20 protein-coding genes and 1 other RNA gene are annotated in these 17,694 nt (G+C 35.6%); 17 read left to right on the forward strand and 4 right to left on the reverse strand.

The window, feature by feature from the left end; translation table 11 throughout:
• Positions 1–3 precede the first annotated feature (3 nt).
• From aspB to AC3EMB_RS08140, 4 genes are all read left to right on the forward strand, one after another.
• Entirely contained in the window at positions 4–1,191 is a 1,188-nt protein-coding gene (aspB, locus tag AC3EMB_RS08125) for an aspartate transaminase AspB (protein WP_000761571.1), read from the forward strand.
• 120 nt (positions 1,192–1,311) lie between these two features.
• The gene (dnaD, locus tag AC3EMB_RS08130) at positions 1,312–2,019 is read left to right on the forward strand and encodes a DNA replication protein DnaD (RefSeq protein ID WP_000728542.1); all 708 of its coding nucleotides are present in this window, start codon (positions 1,312–1,314) and stop codon (positions 2,017–2,019) included.
• A 15-nt stretch (positions 2,020–2,034) separates the two neighbouring features.
• Positions 2,035–2,682, forward strand: a complete 648-nt coding sequence (nth, locus tag AC3EMB_RS08135; protein ID WP_000933035.1) for an endonuclease III — start codon at positions 2,035–2,037, stop codon at positions 2,680–2,682.
• Positions 2,683–2,685: 3 nt separating this feature from the next.
• Positions 2,686–3,204 (forward strand): YpoC family protein, encoded by a 519-nt coding sequence (locus AC3EMB_RS08140; RefSeq protein WP_029441862.1) that lies wholly within the window; start codon positions 2,686–2,688, stop codon positions 3,202–3,204.
• A 25-nt stretch (positions 3,205–3,229) separates the two neighbouring features.
• On the opposite strand, the gene AC3EMB_RS08145 is transcribed toward AC3EMB_RS08140, so the two are convergent.
• Both AC3EMB_RS08145 and recU read right to left on the reverse strand, forming a co-directional pair.
• Positions 3,230–5,923 carry a PBP1A family penicillin-binding protein gene (locus tag AC3EMB_RS08145; protein ID WP_488517614.1) on the reverse strand — a complete coding sequence of 898 codons (2,694 nt, stop codon included), beginning with the start codon at positions 5,921–5,923 and terminating at the stop codon, positions 3,230–3,232.
• A gap of 66 nt (positions 5,924–5,989) precedes the next feature.
• Complete coding sequence (recU, locus tag AC3EMB_RS08150) at positions 5,990–6,592, reverse strand: Holliday junction resolvase RecU (RefSeq protein ID WP_000155599.1); 603 nt, start codon at positions 6,590–6,592, stop codon at positions 5,990–5,992.
• 103 nt (positions 6,593–6,695) lie between these two features.
• On the opposite strand from recU, the gene AC3EMB_RS08155 reads away from it, so the two are divergent.
• A complete protein-coding gene (locus AC3EMB_RS08155; RefSeq protein ID WP_089170712.1) occupies positions 6,696–7,721 on the forward strand; it encodes a DUF2515 domain-containing protein in 1,026 nt (341 codons plus the stop codon).
• A gap of 151 nt (positions 7,722–7,872) precedes the next feature.
• On the opposite strand, the gene AC3EMB_RS08160 is transcribed toward AC3EMB_RS08155, so the two are convergent.
• Complete coding sequence (locus AC3EMB_RS08160; RefSeq protein ID WP_001987054.1) at positions 7,873–8,052, reverse strand: hypothetical protein; 180 nt, start codon at positions 8,050–8,052, stop codon at positions 7,873–7,875.
• A gap of 85 nt (positions 8,053–8,137) precedes the next feature.
• Here AC3EMB_RS08160 and AC3EMB_RS08165 point away from each other — a divergent pair, with 85 nt between their 5' ends.
• On the forward strand, positions 8,138–8,380 hold the full coding sequence (locus tag AC3EMB_RS08165; protein WP_001252034.1) for a hypothetical protein: 243 nt from the start codon (positions 8,138–8,140) through the stop codon (positions 8,378–8,380).
• A 15-nt stretch (positions 8,381–8,395) separates the two neighbouring features.
• Complete coding sequence (locus AC3EMB_RS08170; RefSeq protein ID WP_000786937.1) at positions 8,396–8,740, forward strand: YppE family protein; 345 nt, start codon at positions 8,396–8,398, stop codon at positions 8,738–8,740.
• Between the two features lie 26 nt (positions 8,741–8,766).
• Here the strand turns inward: AC3EMB_RS08170 and AC3EMB_RS08175 are convergent, their stop codons facing one another.
• Positions 8,767–8,958: a YppF family protein gene (locus tag AC3EMB_RS08175; protein ID WP_000242652.1), complete on the reverse strand. Its 192-nt coding sequence runs from the start codon at positions 8,956–8,958 to the stop codon at positions 8,767–8,769.
• Between the two features lie 177 nt (positions 8,959–9,135).
• Between AC3EMB_RS08175 and AC3EMB_RS08180 the strand changes: the two genes are divergently transcribed.
• The 10 genes from AC3EMB_RS08180 (at position 9,136) to AC3EMB_RS08225 (ending at position 17,575) form a co-directional block, all read left to right on the forward strand.
• Complete coding sequence (locus tag AC3EMB_RS08180; RefSeq protein ID WP_000487718.1) at positions 9,136–9,693, forward strand: YppG family protein; 558 nt, start codon at positions 9,136–9,138, stop codon at positions 9,691–9,693.
• A gap of 156 nt (positions 9,694–9,849) precedes the next feature.
• A complete protein-coding gene (locus AC3EMB_RS08185; protein WP_000546292.1) occupies positions 9,850–10,272 on the forward strand; it encodes a CotD family spore coat protein in 423 nt (140 codons plus the stop codon).
• A 56-nt stretch (positions 10,273–10,328) separates the two neighbouring features.
• Positions 10,329–10,883 carry an SLOG family protein gene (locus tag AC3EMB_RS08190; RefSeq protein WP_000862916.1) on the forward strand — a complete coding sequence of 185 codons (555 nt, stop codon included), beginning with the start codon at positions 10,329–10,331 and terminating at the stop codon, positions 10,881–10,883.
• 97 nt (positions 10,884–10,980) lie between these two features.
• Positions 10,981–11,316: a cell division regulator GpsB gene (gene gpsB, locus AC3EMB_RS08195; RefSeq protein WP_000622431.1), complete on the forward strand. Its 336-nt coding sequence runs from the start codon at positions 10,981–10,983 to the stop codon at positions 11,314–11,316.
• Positions 11,317–11,402: 86 nt separating this feature from the next.
• Positions 11,403–11,793, forward strand: an RNA gene (rnpB, locus tag AC3EMB_RS08200) — RNase P RNA component class B.
• Positions 11,794–11,973: 180 nt separating this feature from the next.
• Positions 11,974–13,113: a THUMP domain-containing class I SAM-dependent RNA methyltransferase gene (locus AC3EMB_RS08205; protein ID WP_000521224.1), complete on the forward strand. Its 1,140-nt coding sequence runs from the start codon at positions 11,974–11,976 to the stop codon at positions 13,111–13,113.
• A gap of 61 nt (positions 13,114–13,174) precedes the next feature.
• Positions 13,175–13,357 carry a DUF3921 domain-containing protein gene (locus tag AC3EMB_RS08210; protein ID WP_000368570.1) on the forward strand — a complete coding sequence of 61 codons (183 nt, stop codon included), beginning with the start codon at positions 13,175–13,177 and terminating at the stop codon, positions 13,355–13,357.
• Between the two features lie 139 nt (positions 13,358–13,496).
• The gene (locus AC3EMB_RS08215) at positions 13,497–15,434 is read left to right on the forward strand and encodes an ATP-dependent DNA helicase (protein ID WP_000493700.1); all 1,938 of its coding nucleotides are present in this window, start codon (positions 13,497–13,499) and stop codon (positions 15,432–15,434) included.
• A gap of 101 nt (positions 15,435–15,535) precedes the next feature.
• Positions 15,536–17,053 carry a carboxypeptidase gene (gene ypwA / locus AC3EMB_RS08220; RefSeq protein WP_023521517.1) on the forward strand — a complete coding sequence of 506 codons (1,518 nt, stop codon included), beginning with the start codon at positions 15,536–15,538 and terminating at the stop codon, positions 17,051–17,053.
• 48 nt (positions 17,054–17,101) lie between these two features.
• Entirely contained in the window at positions 17,102–17,575 is a 474-nt protein-coding gene (locus tag AC3EMB_RS08225; RefSeq protein ID WP_488517615.1) for a GNAT family N-acetyltransferase, read from the forward strand.
• Positions 17,576–17,694: the final 119 nt, after the last annotated feature.

The following is a 17,694-nucleotide window of genomic DNA, read 5'->3' on the forward strand; positions in this document are numbered from 1 at the left end:
CAAATGAAATTAGCAAAGCGAGTAGCTGCTTTAACACCGTCTTCAACTTTAGAAATTACAGCAAAGGCACAAGCATTAAAAGCAGAGGGTCATGATGTAATTGGATTAGGGGCAGGGGAACCTGACTTTAATACACCAGAGCATATTATGGATGCTGCACATAAAGCGATGTTAGAAGGGCATACGAAGTATACACCAACAGGTGGACTACAATCGTTAAAACAAGAAATTGTGAAGAAATTTACTCGCGATCAAGGTATTGCGTATGATCCATCTGAAATTATTGTATGTAATGGCGCAAAGCATGCATTATATACATTATTCCAAGTATTACTTGATGAGGGAGATGAAGTTATCATTCCAACTCCTTACTGGGTAAGCTATCCAGAGCAAGTAAAGCTTGCTGGCGGTAAGCCGGTTTATGTAGAAGGTTTAGAAGACAATGAGTACAAAATTACAGCAAAGCAGCTGCGTGAGGCAATTACAGAGAAAACGAAAGCAGTTATTATTAATTCACCGAGCAATCCAACAGGAATGATTTATAGCAAAGAAGAATTACAACAGCTTGGAGAAGTATGTTTAGAACATGATATTTTAATCGTTTCTGATGAAATTTATGAAAAATTAATTTATGGTGGCGTAGAATATACTTCAATTGCCCAGCTTTCTAATGCATTAAAAGAACAAACACTTATTATTAATGGTGTATCTAAATCTCATTCTATGACAGGATGGCGTATTGGATATGCAGCAGGAAATAAGCAGCTTATTAAAGCGATGACGAACTTAGCGAGTCATAGTACGTCAAACCCTACTTCAATCGCTCAATACGGCGCAATTGCGGCATATGCAGGCTCACAAGAACCTGTGGAAACAATGCGTCAAGCCTTTGAAGAGAGATTAAACATCATTTATGATAAATTAATTCAAATCCCTGGCTTTACTTGTATTAAACCGCAAGGTGCATTTTACTTATTCCCTAACGTAAAAGAAGCTGTAGCTTTATCAGGATATGCAACAGTTGATGATTGGGCAAAGGCTCTATTAGAAGAGGAAAAAGTGGCTCTTGTACCAGGTACAGGATTTGGTGCTCCAAATAATGTTCGTTTATCATATGCGACATCTCTTGAACAAGTAGAGAAAGCATTAGAACGCATCCATACATTTATGAAAAGTAAAGTGCAAGCTTAATTTTATATTTCATTCATGTAATATAAAAAACCTCCCTATTGATGGGGAGGTTTTTTTGACGAATTGTGGCAAAAAGAAATAGCTAAAGGTGTGTTATACTAGAGAGCGAGGTGTTTGGTGATGAAAAAGAAAATGATGCTACAGTGGTTTGAGCAGGGAAGCATTGCAATTCCAAAATTGCTTATGATGCATTATAAAAAATTAGGTTTAAATGAGACGGAATTTATGGTTGTACTTCATGTACACACATTTTTAGAATCAGGTAATTCGTTTCCGACTCCTTCAGAGATTTCTGAACGGATGACGATAACGGAAATGAAATGTATGGAAGTAATTCAAGCGTTGATTCAAAAAGGTTTTTTATCACTAGAAGGTGGACAAAGATCAGAAGCAATGATGTGCGAAAGTTATTCTTTACAACCGTTATGGGAAAAAATATTACATTTCTTAATGGATGAATCAATAGAGGAAGAGCAAAAAGAAAAAAAACAGCTGCAAGTAAATTTATATACAGTATTTGAAAAAGAATTTGGAAGACCACTTTCGCCGTTCGAATGTGAAACGTTAGGAATGTGGGAGGACCAAGATCAACATCATCCAAATTTAATTCAAGCAGCTCTTAGAGAAGCTGTAATGAGTGGGAAACTAAATTTCCGATATATTGATCGTATTTTATTTGAGTGGAAAAAGAATGGAATTAAAACGGTAGATCAGGCTCAAAATCAAGGTCAAAAATTTAGAGCGAATCAACAAAGAGCACAACAAATGACAAAACAAGAGACGAAATTTACTGGAAAAGTGCCTTTTTATAATTGGTTGGAGCAGTAATATAGGAGGAGAAATATGCTTAACAAAACGCAAATCCGTTATTGTTTAGACACAATGGCGGATATGTATCCAGAAGCGCATTGTGAATTGGTTCATGATAATCCATTTGAACTTGTAATCGCGGTGGCGTTATCTGCACAATGTACAGATGTACTTGTAAATAAAGTGACAAGAAATTTATTTCAAAAATATAAAACACCAGAAGATTATTTAAGTGTTTCTCTAGAAGAATTACAACAAGATATACGCTCTATCGGATTGTATAGAAATAAAGCAAAAAACATTCAAAAATTATGCCGAATGTTATTAGATGACTATAATGGGGAGGTACCGAGCGATCGAGATGAACTTACGAAATTACCCGGTGTAGGAAGGAAAACAGCGAATGTTGTAGTTTCCGTAGCGTTTGGGATTCCTGCAATTGCTGTTGATACACATGTGGAGCGAGTGAGTAAACGATTAGCGATTTGTAGATGGAAAGATTCTGTGTTAGAAGTAGAAAAAACGTTAATGAAGAAAGTACCGATGGATGAGTGGGGGGTTACGCATCATCGTATGATTTTCTTTGGACGTTATCATTGTAAAGCACAACGACCGCAATGTGAGGAGTGCAGACTGTTAGAAGTATGTCGTGAAGGAAAGAAGCGAATGAAGGTGAAATAAGGGATGGAGCGAGTTATAGAAATACCGAAAGAATTTCACTGCTTACCATTTTTTAAAGAAAGCGTAAATTCAATTGAATATCATACAGACGAGTCTTTTGAAGAAATAATACAAAATACTTACTTTATATTTGATATTGAAAGACAGTATGAGCCATGGAAGGAAATTGAAAACAGTATTCCAGCGATGTTGAATGTATGGAAAAATAAGCATGAAGACATTGCTATACTGTTTCGAAATAGAAATAAGCAAGAGGCTGAGGGGCCAATGATTCTTTTTGCAGCTCACTTGTTATCGGTTGTCTATTGGCTAAATGAGCAACCTGTTCATAGTTTGAATGAAATGCAAATAAATACGAATAAATTAAAAGTGCAACCTGTTAATTTTATGGAAAGATATTCATTCATAATAAAGAAACCGAGTAATTATCATTCTTATATTCAATTAGCGCAGTTGTATATCGAAATAGAAAAGCTATATGTAAAGAAAATGATAACAAAAAAGAAGTCCGCTTCTCGTTAAGAGAAACGGACTTCTTTTTTGTTTATTAGGACTCTGTTGTAATAACAGTACCGTCTGCGTGAGGTGTATCTCCTCCGGTATTTTGATGTTGCTGTTCTTGTTGTTTCTTAGCTTCTTCTTCAGCTTTTTTCTTGGCCTCTTCTTCAGCTTTCTTCCTAGCTTCTTCTTCAGCTTTTTTCTTAGCTTCTTCTTCAGCTTTTCTTCTAGCTTCCTCATCAGCTTTCTTTTGAGCTTCTTCTTGCTGTTTACGTTGTTGTTCTTGTTGCTGTTCTTGTTGTTTCTTAGCCTCTTCTTCAGCTTTTTTCTTAGCTTCGTCTTGTTTTACTTTATCTTCATTAGCCTTTTTCTGGGCTTCCTCATCAGCTTTTTTCTTAGCTTCTTCATCGGCCTTTTTCTTAGCCTCTTCTTCAGCTTTTTTCGCATCTGGAGTTCCGCCAGGCGCAGTGAAGGATGCACCAACTGCTGGGCTTGTGCCAGTGCCTTTTTTCGCTACTACAGAGAAGCTGTAAGTAACACCTGGTTTAATACCACCAAGAGTAGCTGTCGTACCACTTATTGATAGGCTACCACTTGAACCGTCAGTTGCTTTATAGCTGGCTGCATATGCATCAACTTCTGCTGGTCCAGACCAGTTTAGTGTAACTGTGCTAGCGCCATCGAAAGTGACATTCAGACCACTAGGGGCATCTACTTTAATTTCTTTAATTGCATCTTTTTTCGCACCTTTTACGTATAGTTCTCCGTTTATTTCTTGAACAGAAGAAGGACGTTCAAAGCGTGATTTATCTGTAGCGAATTTGCTCATCATTACTTGGAACATTTGCTGTGCAATTTTAGTATAACGATCACTAATGTAGTTTTCTGGACCGTTCTTTACATAACCCGTCCATACAGCCATCGTATATTGTGGTGTATATCCAGCGAACCAGCTATCCCTGTTTGCATCAGCTGGAATGCCGTATTTCTTTAAATCTTTTGCATCAAAGTTTTGCGTTCCAGTTTTACCTGCTACGTCAACACCTGAAACATATGCTGTTGGTCCTGTACCACCAGAACCAGGTTTTACTACGTCACGAAGAACGTCAGTTACCATGTAAGCTGTGTAGTCTTGCATAGCACGTTGTTCCTTCGGTTTAAAGCTTTTCTTTTTCCCGTCCGGGAAGATTACTTCTTTTACGAAATGAGGTTTATTATACACGCCGTTATTACCAAACGTTGCATATGCACCTGCTACTGCTAATGGAGAACTATCGTTACTACCAATTGCAGTAGATTCATGTACTCCATCTTCAAATGTCATGCCTAAACCTTCAGCAAACTCTTTTGATTTATTAAGCCCAACTGTTTGAGCTGTTTTTAAAGCCGGAATGTTTAATGACTTCTTCAATGCTTCACGAAGTGAAACGTCACCTTTAAAACTTCCTGTAGCATTTTTAATCTTTGTGCCATCAGAATAAGTATATTCAGAGTCATTTAATTGATGATAAGTAGACCACTGAAGATTCTCAATCGCTGGACCGTAGTCGAAAATAGGTTTCATTGTTGAACCAACTTGGCGTTTTAAATTAGTTGCCATATTATGACCTTTGAAAGTGGACTTATTTTCTTTACGTCCAGCACCAATTGCTCGAACTTCTCCAGATTGTGTATCCATAAATACGAATGACCCTTGGAATTGATCGTTTGGATACTTAATAAGATTTCCATCCATAATTTTTTCAGCGTAATCTTGAGCATCTTGATCAAGTGTTGTATGAATCGTTAAACCATCTGAACCGATATTTACATCAGGATATTCTTTTTCAACTTCTGTTACAACCGCATCTAAAAATGCTTGATACTTCATCTCAGTTACTTCTGAAGACGGTTGAAGGCCCTCTGTTACTGGGATCTTAACGGCGTTATTCATTTCTTCTTTTGTTATATAACCATGTCGATTCATTAATGACAATACGACATTACGACGATTTGTTGCTCGTTCAACATTTTCCTTTTTTGTTGGATCATAAATGTTTGGACCTTGGGGTAAACCAGCGAGCATAGCAGCTTCATGTAATTGCAAGTCTTTCAAATCTTTACCATAATATTTTTGCGCTGCTGTCGCAATACCATATGAACGGTTACCTAAATTAATCTTATTTAAGTACATTTCTAAAATCTCATGTTTAGAGTATTGTTGCTCTAATTTATAAGATAAGTACCATTCTTGTACTTTTCTCTTAGCGGTTTTATCCATCGTTAGAAAATAGTTCTTAACGACTTGCTGTGTAATCGTACTACCACCTTGGGAACCGAAACCACCAGTGACATTTTCCATAACTGCTTTTGTAGTTCGTTTAAAGTCAATTCCATTATGATCATAGAAACGCGAATCCTCAGTTGCAAGGAATGCATTTTCAACTACTTTTGGAATTTGATCATAAGTAACATGCGTTCGTTTTTCAGCACCGTATTCATAGAAGAAATTTCCGTTTTTATCAAGAAACTTTGTTGATAAAGGATTAACAAGTTTGGATTTATCTAATTTTGGAGCGTCCTTTACCATAACAAAGAAAGCGGAAACGCCGGCTACAAGACCAACGATACCCAGAAGTAGACAACCTATAAGGAATTTCTTGAAAAAGGAGCCTTTTTTCTTTGGTTTTTCTTCTTTATTTGTTTTTTTCTCTTGATTTTTTACATGATTTCGTTCTGTACGAGAACGATAATTATCTGACATTATACTTTCTCCTACCTTTCATTCTCTCCCCCAAAAGTCGAAAAAAGAGCCTTAGTGATGACTCTATCACGAAAAATAAACCGTGTCTAGTACACGGATATAGTCAATCCGAGGGTGATAACCGCATGATAATAAGGATCCATGCTCTTCTATTTCTTCTTTCGTAATCGACTTGCGTCCACCTGTATTTTGACGATTCCAAAATGCAATAATATGTTTTGCATCTAATAAATAAAATTCATCAAAAAGTGTAAATTTAATAATGACAAATGCAATTCCATTATGAGCAACCACTTGCTTCATATGTTCTATTTGATGAAGGTGGAAGTTTTGAAGTGGGAAACTAGTTTTATTTTTTGTTTCCTTTGCTTCAAAATCGATGTATTTCCCTTTGTATACACCGTTGTAATCTGTCGTAGAAGGTTGTTTAAAATACGCTTCTTTTACCACTGCAGCACTTCGAGCGGGGTAATCTACTTTTACAATTTGAAGAGGTGTAGGCTTTTTATGTACACATGCAATATTATGGGTTAAGTAATATTGATTTGTTTCATTCAATTCCTCTTCAAGGGACATACCTCTATTACTATAAGTATGTGTTTTTATAGGTGTTTTTTGAGGTTGTGAAGCTTGATTATACCTTTTTCCATTTGGGTAACGAATGGTCATAGTGTGTCCACTCCCAACTTGCTAAGAATTACTTACAAAGGTGATTATATCAAAAAATGAAAAAAGATGTGACCTTTTTGATGAAAGGTATGATGACTTATTTATGTTTACATGGAATGATTATATGAAAATTAAACAAAATCGAGAAAAAAATTTTTGTACAGAGAAAGAAAAAGCGATCATTCGCAATATTAAAAAGAAAACAGAAATAGCTAATGTGGACAATATTTCTCGGACACAATCTTATCAAGAATATTATTTAAGAAATAGTGAAATCAGGTGGGCCTTTTTAGCGAGTATGGTTTCGAGAAATGCGGGATGGAATATGACTGATTTAGAAGGGAGATATTATGCCACTGTATTACCTGAAACGGTAAAAAAACATTTATTTCTTCTGTACGAACAAGCTAATTGGATTATTTTCTTAGATGCATTTCCTCAGCTATTATTGTATGAGGAAAGTAAGAAGAGACGGGCACCTCTCTTTCATTTGTTGCAATATTTCAGCGTATCAATTTTTATGGAAAAAGAATGGTTACTTTTCTGGGAAAGAAGAGATATGAATAGGCTTATGACAGCGCTTATTATAAATGAACAAAATAAAATTCAAAAACCAGTCATTGAGAACACATATTTTAAAAAACATGTATTCCATACTGCACTTTTTAAAGTACAAGAAAGATTTCATATTAGTGCAGTTATCTTCCCAACAATTGAAGGGAGGATGTATGGATTTTCGGTTTATCAATTTGAAACGTTACAACAGCGTATAGAACTAGGAAAAAAATTAGCATGGTTATTGTTTCATCCAATTTATAATGGTTCGTTTTATAAGTTTGCATTGCAAACTACACATACTGGGTCTAGAGAAGATTATGAAGTTTACGCACAGGAAACTCGAAAGTCTTATACGCCAACACTTAGAGATATTTATCCTGTTATTTTACATGAAGAAATAAAAATGAGAGATTGGTTTTGTGCAAATATGAAAATGAATGTGCTATTTGTACTTGAAGAACCTAAAGAGGAAGTTAATATAACAGAATGGTATAGAAGAAAGAGAGAACAAATCTATAGGCTATCTATCGTAAATCGTTTTGCTAAAAGGATGGATGAGTTCATGATATAATAAAAAAGAAGTCCCGTCTTCCATTTTGAAGACGGGACTTCTTAATTTGAAACAATCCTGCTATGCGTGCTACAACTTTAATTTCAAAACGTAATGCTAGTAGGAGATTAAGGATGATTTGAAATCTACCTGTTCGTAATAAAGTCTCGCTTTATGTAGCAGGGAAGTTTGGACCATCTAGCTTTGGATTGCCAGTCTCGGGTTTATTTTGTTGTTTGTTTTGGTTTTTCTTTTTTTCATTTTTGTTCTTTGCCATTGTAATACACCTCCTTTTTGTATTGTTACCATTTCTATAAATGACATACGAAATGATTTCTTTGACGAATAACAACTAGTTTTGTCATGTGGGCAGGAGTGGTGAATCATTCGGCGAAATTACATGACAAAGGAAAAGCAAAGAAGGAGGCGTTTTGTATATGGCGATGGTTCAGAAGGAAGATGTAATGAAAAAAATGGATCAAATGTTAAGTTCTCTCGATTTGCTGGAAATGAATATAGCGATTAGAATGAATCATGCATTAAAGGATGCGAGTGAAAAAATATGCAATAAGATAGAAATAACAGAAATGCATATTGAACATATGGAAAATAAATTAGTGCATCACGAAGAAAAAGGGAATTGGGTAAAGACATTTCAAAACGTCGTAGTGAGTGCATAATAAGGTGGGAAAGAAATGAAGAATGAAGCATTAATACAGTCTTCAGAAAAACTCATGCAGTATAATAATGAAGCGAATGTAAAAAAAAGAGAACTGATTGAATACGATTTTTATAAGGATATGAAACCGTTTGTAGATATGGTAGATGAGGAATTAGAAAAGTGGAAAGAATTAGCTTATACGTGGATTAAAGAAGAAAAGCCAAAGTATATACATGTACAGCAAATTGATCAAGTATACGATAATTTACAAACGAATGTGTTACAATGCTTTGTAAATAAAGGTAAAGGTAAACGATTCTTTGAAACACACCAAGCCGTTTCGTATACTTTGCAAAATATAGTTGAGCAATGTAAATAACAAGAGGGAGAACCCTCTTGTTATTTTTATGCTTCTGTCATTGTTGTAGGTTTTGTTGCGCCGTTTATTTCTAATTCTTTTATTAATGTTCGATAATCTGATATGCATATTTTTCCTTCGAGATACCAATGTCTCGCAAAGTCTAATAATTCATTTGCATTCTCTGTGCAATACCCCTTTTTTTGAGAAAACGCTTGTTTTAAATCCCCTAATACCATGTTGATTCCTCCCCCATGAGAATCTTCTTCTTAATTATCATAGCATGGAAGGGTTTTCTTTTTTAATTTTTTAAAAATTTAAACTTCCGACAAAAATAGACAGATACTCCATCACACATATTATTTTATAGGTACATATTATATATGTAGAAACTTATGTAAAGGAGGAGAGAATGCATGTTTCAACAATCTAACGTATATCAGCAAACGTATCCATATGCACAGCAAAATATGTACCAATATAATACGGATACATATTTACGGTATAATATGTATCCTTTCGAGCCTTATTATGGAAATCAAAATTATTATCAACCGTTTGAAGTGTCATTTATGAATCAAGCTCAACAACAGCAGCAACCTTATGTAAATCAGGCCCAACAACCACAACAGCAGCAACCTTATGTGAATCAAGCTCAACAATCACAAGCTCAGCAACCATACATGAATCAACAACAGCAGCAGCCTTATATGAATTCACAATATTATATGCCACCACAAGCGCCCTATGCTAATCAACAAGGGATGTTTTATCCACCAAAACAACCGTATCCGACGCAGAGTAAACAAAAGCAACAACAGCCAAGTCAGTTTTCTAGTTTTGTTTCTCAATTTAAAACATCAGATGGTAACTATGATGTAAATAAAATGATGAACACAGCTGGCCAGATGATGAATGCGATGAATCAGGTGACAGGTATTGTAAAGCAAGTTGGAGGCTTCTTTGGTAAGTAATGTTGAAGGGTTGTCTATGAAAGTATTGTATATGAAATAAAGGACTAGACAAATTTCCTTGTAATAAATGGGTATATATAACAAACGGCTTTCTCTCTTTTCTCATACTGTAAAGTGTAATCAGATTTTTTTAACGAGAGAGGAGAGAAAAAAACTATGCATCATTGTCATCCTTGTTTTGGAGGGCATAAGCCTGTAGGACCTATTTGTACAACTGCTCCTGTCGTTCATCCGACGAAACAATGCGTAACACACTCTTTTTCAACAACGGTGGTGCCACACATTTTCCCAACACATACAACACATGTACATCATCAACAAATTAAAAACCAAAACTTCTTCCCACAAACAAATTCAAATGTAAATGTTGTGGACCCAATCGACCCAGGATTCGGCGGTGGATGTGGACCGTGTGGCCATGGTCATCATCACCACGGTCATCAAATATCTCCATTTGGGCCAGGACCGAATGTATCACCGTTTGGACCAGGACCAAATGTATCACCGTTTTTACCAAACAATGTATCACCAGTAGGTCCAAATATCGGACCAAACGTTGGTGGAATATTTAAAAAGTAAATGATATGTTAGAACTAGCGAAATGCTAGTTCTTTTTTTGTAATTGGAGTGTTGATATGAAAGTTATTGCAGTAACAGGATATAAGCCATTTGAACTTGGAATATTTAAAAATGATCATCCAGGGGTGGAGTGTATAAAAAAGGCATTACACCGCAAATTAACCACTTTTGTAGAAGATGGTTTAGAGTGGGTTATAATAAGCGGCCAGTTAGGTGTAGAATTATGGGCTGCTGAAGTTGTTTTTGAAATTCAAGTAGAATATCCAGACTTAAAATTAGCGGTATTTACTCCGTTTTTAGAACAAGAAGAAAATTGGAAAGAAGATAATCGTGAATATTACGAATTTATTCTTTCTCAAGCAGACCATGTTGATAGTATCACGAAACGGAAGTATGAAAGCCCAGAACAATTTAAATTAAAAAATCAATTTTTTATTGAAAAAAGTGATGCGCTTTTAGCGGTATATGATGAAGAAAAACCAGGAAGTCCCAAATATATTGTAGAAGCAGCAAAGAAAAAAGGGGAAATAGAAAATTATCACAGTTATTTCATTCTTTTTTCTGATTTACAAGATATAATAGAAGAGGAACAGTGGAATAATGCAGAGTAATATGTAATATAGTACTCGTATATATGATTGACAAAAAGCATTGTTTCTGAAAAAATTTAGTTAATGAAAGTTTTGGTAAAAATTTGAGGTGAAGAAAATGATTTCGGATAAAATTAAATTAACAGCGAAAGATATTTTAGAAAAAGAATTTAAAACAGGTATGAGAGGTTATCAGCAAGAAGAAGTAGACAAGTTTCTTGATATGATCATTAAAGACTATGAAGCTTTCCACAAAGAGTTTGAGCAATTAAAGCAACAAAATGCTCGTTTAAAGCGTGAATTAGAGGAACAAAAACTAGCAGTAACGCAAGTTCCACAACAACCTGTACAAACACCAGTTGCACAACCGGTTTATAACAACACGAATACGGATATTTTAAAACGCTTATCTAACTTAGAAAAAGCTGTATTTGGAAGTAAGTTATACGAATGATGTAAGGTGGGAAAAGGTTTAAGCGTTTTACATAGAAAAAAACGTTGCAAAATCTTTTTGTTTCCACTATACTAATGGATGTCATAACGTTTGGGTAATCGCTGCAACGCCAACGTTGTAGAGGAAAGTCCATGCTCGCACGGCCTGAGATGGCTGTAGTGTTCGTGCCTAGCCAATTCATAAGCTAGGGTATTCTGGCTGTAAGGCTGGTTTAACGGCAGGGAAAAAACCTAAGTCCTTTCGGATATGGTTTGACTACCTTTAAAGTGCCACAGTGACGAAGTCCTTGAAGAAATGATAGGAGTGGAACGAGGTAAACCCCACGAGCGAGAAACCCAAATAATGGTAGGGGAATCTTTTCCAAGGAAATGAACGACGGGAAAGGACAGGTTTTATAACCTGTAGATAGATGATTGCCACCGGAGTACGAGGCGTGGGCCGTTTGTAGTACAAAGGAACAGAACATGGCTTACAGAACGTTATGAACCAACTATGAAATAACTCAGCTCTCCTTTGTTAGAGGAGGGCTTTTTATTTGTATGAAGTTATAAAGTATGAGTTAAAATGGTTAATGAGAAAATTTTTCGTAAAATGTAATGATTAATAGGACCAATTGCTATTAATTATTGTTTGAATATACATAAGAGGTGAATGCAAATGGGAAAAGTTACTTTAATTGCAACAGCGGCAATGGGTATTGAAGCGTTAGTTGCCCGAGAAGTTCGCGATCTTGGTTATGAATGTCAAGTAGAAAACAGCAAAGTAACATTTGAAGCAGATGAAAAGGCGATTTGTCGCACGAATTTATGGTTACGCACTGCGGACCGTGTAAAAATTAAAGTTGGCGAATTTAAAGCAACAACATTTGATGAGCTATTTGAAAAAACGAAAGCATTAAACTGGGGAGATTATATTCCAGAGAATGGCGAGTTCCCTGTTATCGGTAAATCTTTAAAATCTGAATTATTCAGTGTTTCGGATTGCCAACGTATCGTTAAAAAAGCTGTCGTTGAAAAATTAAAAACAACATATAAACGTACAACTTGGTTTGAAGAAGATGGTCCGTTATTCCGTATCGAGATTGCAATGCTCAAGGATATTGCAACATTAACAATTGATGCGAGTGGTGTTGGACTTCATAAACGTGGATACCGTATGGATCAAGGGGAAGCTCCGTTAAAAGAAACATTAGCTGCGTCTTTAATTAAATTAACAAACTGGAAGCCAGATCGTCCATTTGTTGATCCATTCTGTGGATCAGGTACAATTCCAATTGAAGCAGCATTAATTGGACAAAACATTGCACCAGGATTTAACCGTGGTTTCGCATCTGACGAGTGGGGCTGGGTAGGTAAACAAAACTGGCGTGAAGCTCGTCAAGAAGCTGAAGATTTAGCGAACTATGATCAACGATTACAAATCATTGGATCAGATATTGATCATCGTATGATTCGAGTTGCTCAAGATAACGCAGAAGAAGTGGGCTTAGGCGATTTAATTACATTTAAACAAATGCAAGTAAAAGATTTCACAACAAAAGAGGATTATGGCTACGTTGTAACGAATCCTCCATACGGAGAACGTTTAAGTGAAAAAGCACTCGTTGAACAACTGTATAAAGAAATGGGACAAGTATTCCGCCCGTTAGATACATGGTCAGCGTATGTATTAACAAGCTACGAAGCATTTGAGAAGTGTTACGGAAAAGATGCGTCGAAGAAGCGTAAACTGTTTAACGGATTTATCCGTACAGATTACTACCAATACTTCGGAAAACGTCCACCGCGTAATTCATAGTATAAAACTCCTCCAGCGCGCATATACTGGCTATTATGTAATGCGTAAAGGAGGAAGTGATATGGATAATTTCCAATTATCAATGATTCAAAAAGCTATTCACCGTACGTATGATGAGCTCGGAAAAGAAGTGGATAGTCAGGGTGCGATTGTAGATGAAATACAAAAAGCACAAGAAGAATATTTGTCAGCTCTTTCACATGAAACAGCGATTGATAAACGGTATTTAAAGTCATTAATATAGAAGAAAATTTTCCTTTTTCGAAAGGAAAATTTTTTTTCGTGAATTTCTATGTATTGCAACAGGGGAAAGCAAATGCATACATATGCGTAGCAGTTGCTATTATCTTTTTATAGAAAAACTTTTTGGTTGGAGGCTAAGGATGTTTACTGAGAAGAGATTACCATTTGAAGTAGGAAAACAAGATAATTTTTATGATAAGTTGAATGAGTGGATTGGAGATGTGTTTTACGACATCCTTCCGGAAAAAGGCTTTGAAGAGCGTGATGAACAAATTTTTATGGCGTTTCAGTTAGAACGCGCTTTCCAAGAAAAGAAAGTTATGTTCGCAGAAGCTGGTGTAGGAACAGGGAAAACAATTGTATATCTTCTATATGCAATTTGTTACGCGCGTTATACTGGGAAACCAGCTATTATTGCTTGTGCAGATGAAACGTTAATTGAGCAGCTTGTGAAAGAAGAAGGGGACATCGCTAAGTTATCTGAAGCATTAGGGCTATCTGTTGATGTAAGGCTTGCAAAATCAATGGATAATTATTTATGCTTACGTAAACTTGAAGATGTTATGAGTGGACGAGCTCCAGAAGTAATTGAAGACGTATATTATGAGTTACCACAGTTTGTATTCGATCATGGTACGATGCAAAACTTTACTCACTATGGTGACAGAAAAGAATTTCCACTTTTAAATGACGAAGAATGGTCAAAAGTAAATTGGGATTACTTCCAAGATTGCTTTACTTGTGATTCTCGTCATCGTTGTGGACAAACTCTTTCTCGTGAACATTATCGTAAAGCAGCAGATTTAATTATTTGTTCTCAAGATTTCTATATGGATCATATTTGGACGTACGATGCTCGTAAGCGTGAAGGACAAATTCCATTATTACCAGAAAGTAGCTGCGTTGTATTCGATGAAGGACATCTTGTAGAATATGCAGCTCAAAAAGCTTTAACATACCGTTTAAAGCAAACGATGATGGAGCAACTTTTAACGAGATTGCTACAAAACGATATTCGTGAGGAGTTTGCACATTTAGTAGAAGAAACAATTTGGCAAACAGAGCGATTCTTTGATGTGTTACAAGAAAACAAAAAAGAAATTGCCGGTTCTGATCGTTTAGAAATTACTGTGACAGAAAAAGTAACAGCTGAAGCGAAACGACTTTATGCAAAAATCGGTGAAGTTGGAGATGCATTAGTATTCGAAAGTGAAATGCATACAGTAAACACGTATGATTTAAATATTGTTGATGAGCATTTAGATGTATTAGAACATTCACTTCGTCTGTTCATGCACGAGAAAAATGTAATTACTTGGGGTGAAGAAGGTGATGGTGCCTTCACATTAGTGATTATGCCGCGTGCAGTTGAAGAAGTATTACAAGAGAAAGTGTTCTCGAAGAAAATACCGTATATTTTCTCTTCTGCGACATTATCGAACAATGATTCATTCGCGTTTACAGCTAATAGCCTAGGGGTAAAAGATTACTTATCATTCTCAGTTGCTTCACCGTTTGATTACGAAGAGCAAATGGCAGTAAACTTACTATCGCATACGAAAGAAAATGAATGGGAAAGAAAGTGTCAATATACACTTGAAAATATACAAAAAACAAATGGACGTACGCTTGTATTATTCCGTACAACGCAAGAGCTTGCAGCGTTCAAAGAGTATGTAAGTAAGGAGCAAATGTCGGTTCCGTTCTTATATGAGGGAGATCAGGAAATTAGCCAGCTCGTTTCTCGTTTCCAAAATGAAGAAGAGACTGTACTTTGTGCGGTTCATTTATGGGAAGGTTTAGATATTCCTGGTTCATCATTATCACACGTTATTATTTGGTCATTACCATTCCCTCCAAACGATCCTGTGTTTGAAGCGAAACGTAAGCACGTAAATGATCCATTCTGGGATGTAGATGTACCATATATGATTTTACGACTTCGTCAAGGAATTGGGCGTTTAATTCGTACAAGTGAAGATAAAGGTGCTATATCAATCTTCTTATCTGATTCAGAAGATGAGAAAGTAGTTGCAGCTGTGAAAAATGTACTGCCAGTAGAAGGTAAAGAATTATAAGGAGAAAGCTTGGCGCTTGCCAAGCTTTTTTTCTATTATAAAAGGAATTTATGTTTCCGTGTCGAATTAAGTTTGAGGTAGAAAAAGGAGGCTTTTATACGATGACAGTTGCTACATATGAGGTAGAAAAACAATTTTTAACATACGTGAAGAAGATACAGAATTACGGAGAAGCATTAAGTTTAATGTTTTGGGATTTAAGAACAGGTGCACCAAAAAAAGGTGTAGATCAGCGTTCAGAAGTAATTGGTATGCTTTCGTCAGAAGTGTTTGCTATGTCGACTTCAGATGAGATGGGAAACTATTTAACAGAACTTGAAGCTTTAATACGTGAAGATAAACTTTCTGAAACGACAAAGAAAATGGTTGAAGAGTGTCGGAAAGAATATGATAGAAATAAAAAAATTCCACAAGCTGAATATGAGGCTTATGTGAAATTAGAAGCGAAAGCAGAGAGTGTGTGGGAAGAAGCTCGCGAAAAATCTGATTTCGAAATGTTCCGCCCGTACTTAGAAAAAATTGTTGAATTTAAAAAGAAATTTATTACATATTGGGGTTATGAAACATATAAATACAATACATTATTAGACATGTATGAGCCAGGTATTACAGTAGAAGTTTTAGATCACGTATTTGGTCAACTTCGTGAGCGTATCGTGCCGCTTGTAAAAGAAATCTCTGAGTCTAAAAAAGGATTAAAAACAAGTGCTTTATCGGAACAGTTTTCAAAAGAAAAACAAAAGAACTTTACATTAGAACTATTAAAGCAATTGAATTATGACTTTGAAGCAGGTCGTCTTGATGAAACAGTACATCCTTTCGAAATTACATTAAATAGAGGGGATGTTCGTATTACGACACGCTATGATGAAAAAGATTTCCGTATGGCTGTATTTGGAACAATTCATGAATGTGGTCATGCAGTATATGAACAAAACATTGCAGAACAATTTGAAGGTACACCACTTTGCAGTGGTACATCTATGGGTATTCACGAATCACAATCATTATTCTTTGAGAACTTTATCGGCCGTAATAAATCATTCTGGAAGAAAAATTATGATTTATTAAAAGAGTATAGCGATGGTCAATTTGATGATATGTCAGTCGATGAGTTTTATGATGCAATTAACGAATCGAAGCCGTCATTCATTCGTATAGAAGCAGATGAGCTTACATACCCGCTTCATGTTATGGTGCGTTATGAATTAGAGAAAGAATTATTTGATGGTACATTACAAGTGAAGGACTTACCAGCAGCTTGGAATGATAAGATGGAAGCATATTTAGGAATTCGTCCGGAAAATGATGCGCAAGGTGTATTGCAAGATGTTCACTGGGCTGGTGGCTCATTTGGATACTTCCCATCTTATGCGCTTGGTTACATGTATGCAGCGCAATTTAAGCAAAGAATGTTAAAAGACATTCCGAACTTTGATGCATTATTAGAAGAAGGAAACGTAACACCGATTCGTGAATGGTTAACAGAACATATTCACCAATATGGTAAAACGAAAAAGCCGCTTGAAATTTTAGAAGATGTAACAGGTGAAGGCTTAAATGCAAACTACTTAGCCGATTATTTAGAAGCGAAATATAGAGCGATTTATGAGTTGTAAAAAAAGAGCTGCTTAATTGCAGCTCTTTTTATTAAAGGGGATGATAGAATGGGTTATACATATACAGTAATGAAGCAAGAAGAAGCGGAGGAAATTGCGTATAACTGGCATTATGAAGGGAAATATTCTTTTTATGATATAGAGGCAGATGAAGAAGATTTAGCTGAATTTTTACATGGTGAGAGTAGAGGAGATCATACATTTTCTGTGAAGCAAAATGGCATTCTCATTGGTTTTTTTACTGTTTGTAAAATGAATGATGGAACGGTTGATATAGGACTTGGAATGAGACCTGATATAACTGGCAATGGATTTGGTTTACAGTTCGTGAATGCTGGACTAGCTTTTAGCAAAGAAAAATACGGATGCAAATATATAACACTATCAGTAGCGATATTTAATGAGAGAGCGATAAAAGTGTATAAAAGGGCGGGATTTGAAGTGGTTGGAACGTTTATACAGAAAACAAATGGTAGTTGTTTTGAGTTTTTGAAAATGAACTACATATGTAAACATGATTAAAAAACAGAGGGATCTTCTGTTTTTTTATTTTGATTTAGAAATATAAGATACATATTTTTTTACTTGTTGTAATTGAGGGTTTTGAAATTTTGGTAAAGGATGTGTATGATAGAAGTTTA

It is taken from the genome of Bacillus sp. LQ16, from assembly GCF_057784645.1.

Bases quoted from the DNA above. Each gene is read 5' to 3' on its own strand.
- aspB (WP_000761571.1), top strand. From the start codon at position 4: ATGAAATTAGCAAAGCGAGTAGCTGCTTTAACACCGTCTTCAACTTTA.
- dnaD (WP_000728542.1), top strand. From the start codon at position 1,312: ATGAAAAAGAAAATGATGCTACAGTGGTTTGAGCAGGGAAGCATTGCA.
- nth (WP_000933035.1), top strand. From the start codon at position 2,035: ATGCTTAACAAAACGCAAATCCGTTATTGTTTAGACACAATGGCGGAT.
- AC3EMB_RS08140 (WP_029441862.1), top strand. From the start codon at position 2,686: ATGGAGCGAGTTATAGAAATACCGAAAGAATTTCACTGCTTACCATTT.
- AC3EMB_RS08145 (WP_488517614.1), bottom strand. From the start codon at position 5,923: ATGTCAGATAATTATCGTTCTCGTACAGAACGAAATCATGTAAAAAAT.
- recU (WP_000155599.1), bottom strand. From the start codon at position 6,592: ATGACCATTCGTTACCCAAATGGAAAAAGGTATAATCAAGCTTCACAA.
- AC3EMB_RS08155 (WP_089170712.1), top strand. From the start codon at position 6,696: ATGTTTACATGGAATGATTATATGAAAATTAAACAAAATCGAGAAAAA.
- AC3EMB_RS08165 (WP_001252034.1), top strand. From the start codon at position 8,138: ATGGCGATGGTTCAGAAGGAAGATGTAATGAAAAAAATGGATCAAATG.
- AC3EMB_RS08170 (WP_000786937.1), top strand. From the start codon at position 8,396: ATGAAGAATGAAGCATTAATACAGTCTTCAGAAAAACTCATGCAGTAT.
- AC3EMB_RS08175 (WP_000242652.1), bottom strand. From the start codon at position 8,958: ATGGTATTAGGGGATTTAAAACAAGCGTTTTCTCAAAAAAAGGGGTAT.
- AC3EMB_RS08180 (WP_000487718.1), top strand. From the start codon at position 9,136: ATGTTTCAACAATCTAACGTATATCAGCAAACGTATCCATATGCACAG.
- AC3EMB_RS08185 (WP_000546292.1), top strand. From the start codon at position 9,850: ATGCATCATTGTCATCCTTGTTTTGGAGGGCATAAGCCTGTAGGACCT.
- AC3EMB_RS08190 (WP_000862916.1), top strand. From the start codon at position 10,329: ATGAAAGTTATTGCAGTAACAGGATATAAGCCATTTGAACTTGGAATA.
- gpsB (WP_000622431.1), top strand. From the start codon at position 10,981: ATGATTTCGGATAAAATTAAATTAACAGCGAAAGATATTTTAGAAAAA.
- AC3EMB_RS08205 (WP_000521224.1), top strand. From the start codon at position 11,974: ATGGGAAAAGTTACTTTAATTGCAACAGCGGCAATGGGTATTGAAGCG.
- AC3EMB_RS08210 (WP_000368570.1), top strand. From the start codon at position 13,175: ATGGATAATTTCCAATTATCAATGATTCAAAAAGCTATTCACCGTACG.
- AC3EMB_RS08215 (WP_000493700.1), top strand. From the start codon at position 13,497: ATGTTTACTGAGAAGAGATTACCATTTGAAGTAGGAAAACAAGATAAT.
- ypwA (WP_023521517.1), top strand. From the start codon at position 15,536: ATGACAGTTGCTACATATGAGGTAGAAAAACAATTTTTAACATACGTG.
- AC3EMB_RS08225 (WP_488517615.1), top strand. From the start codon at position 17,102: ATGGGTTATACATATACAGTAATGAAGCAAGAAGAAGCGGAGGAAATT.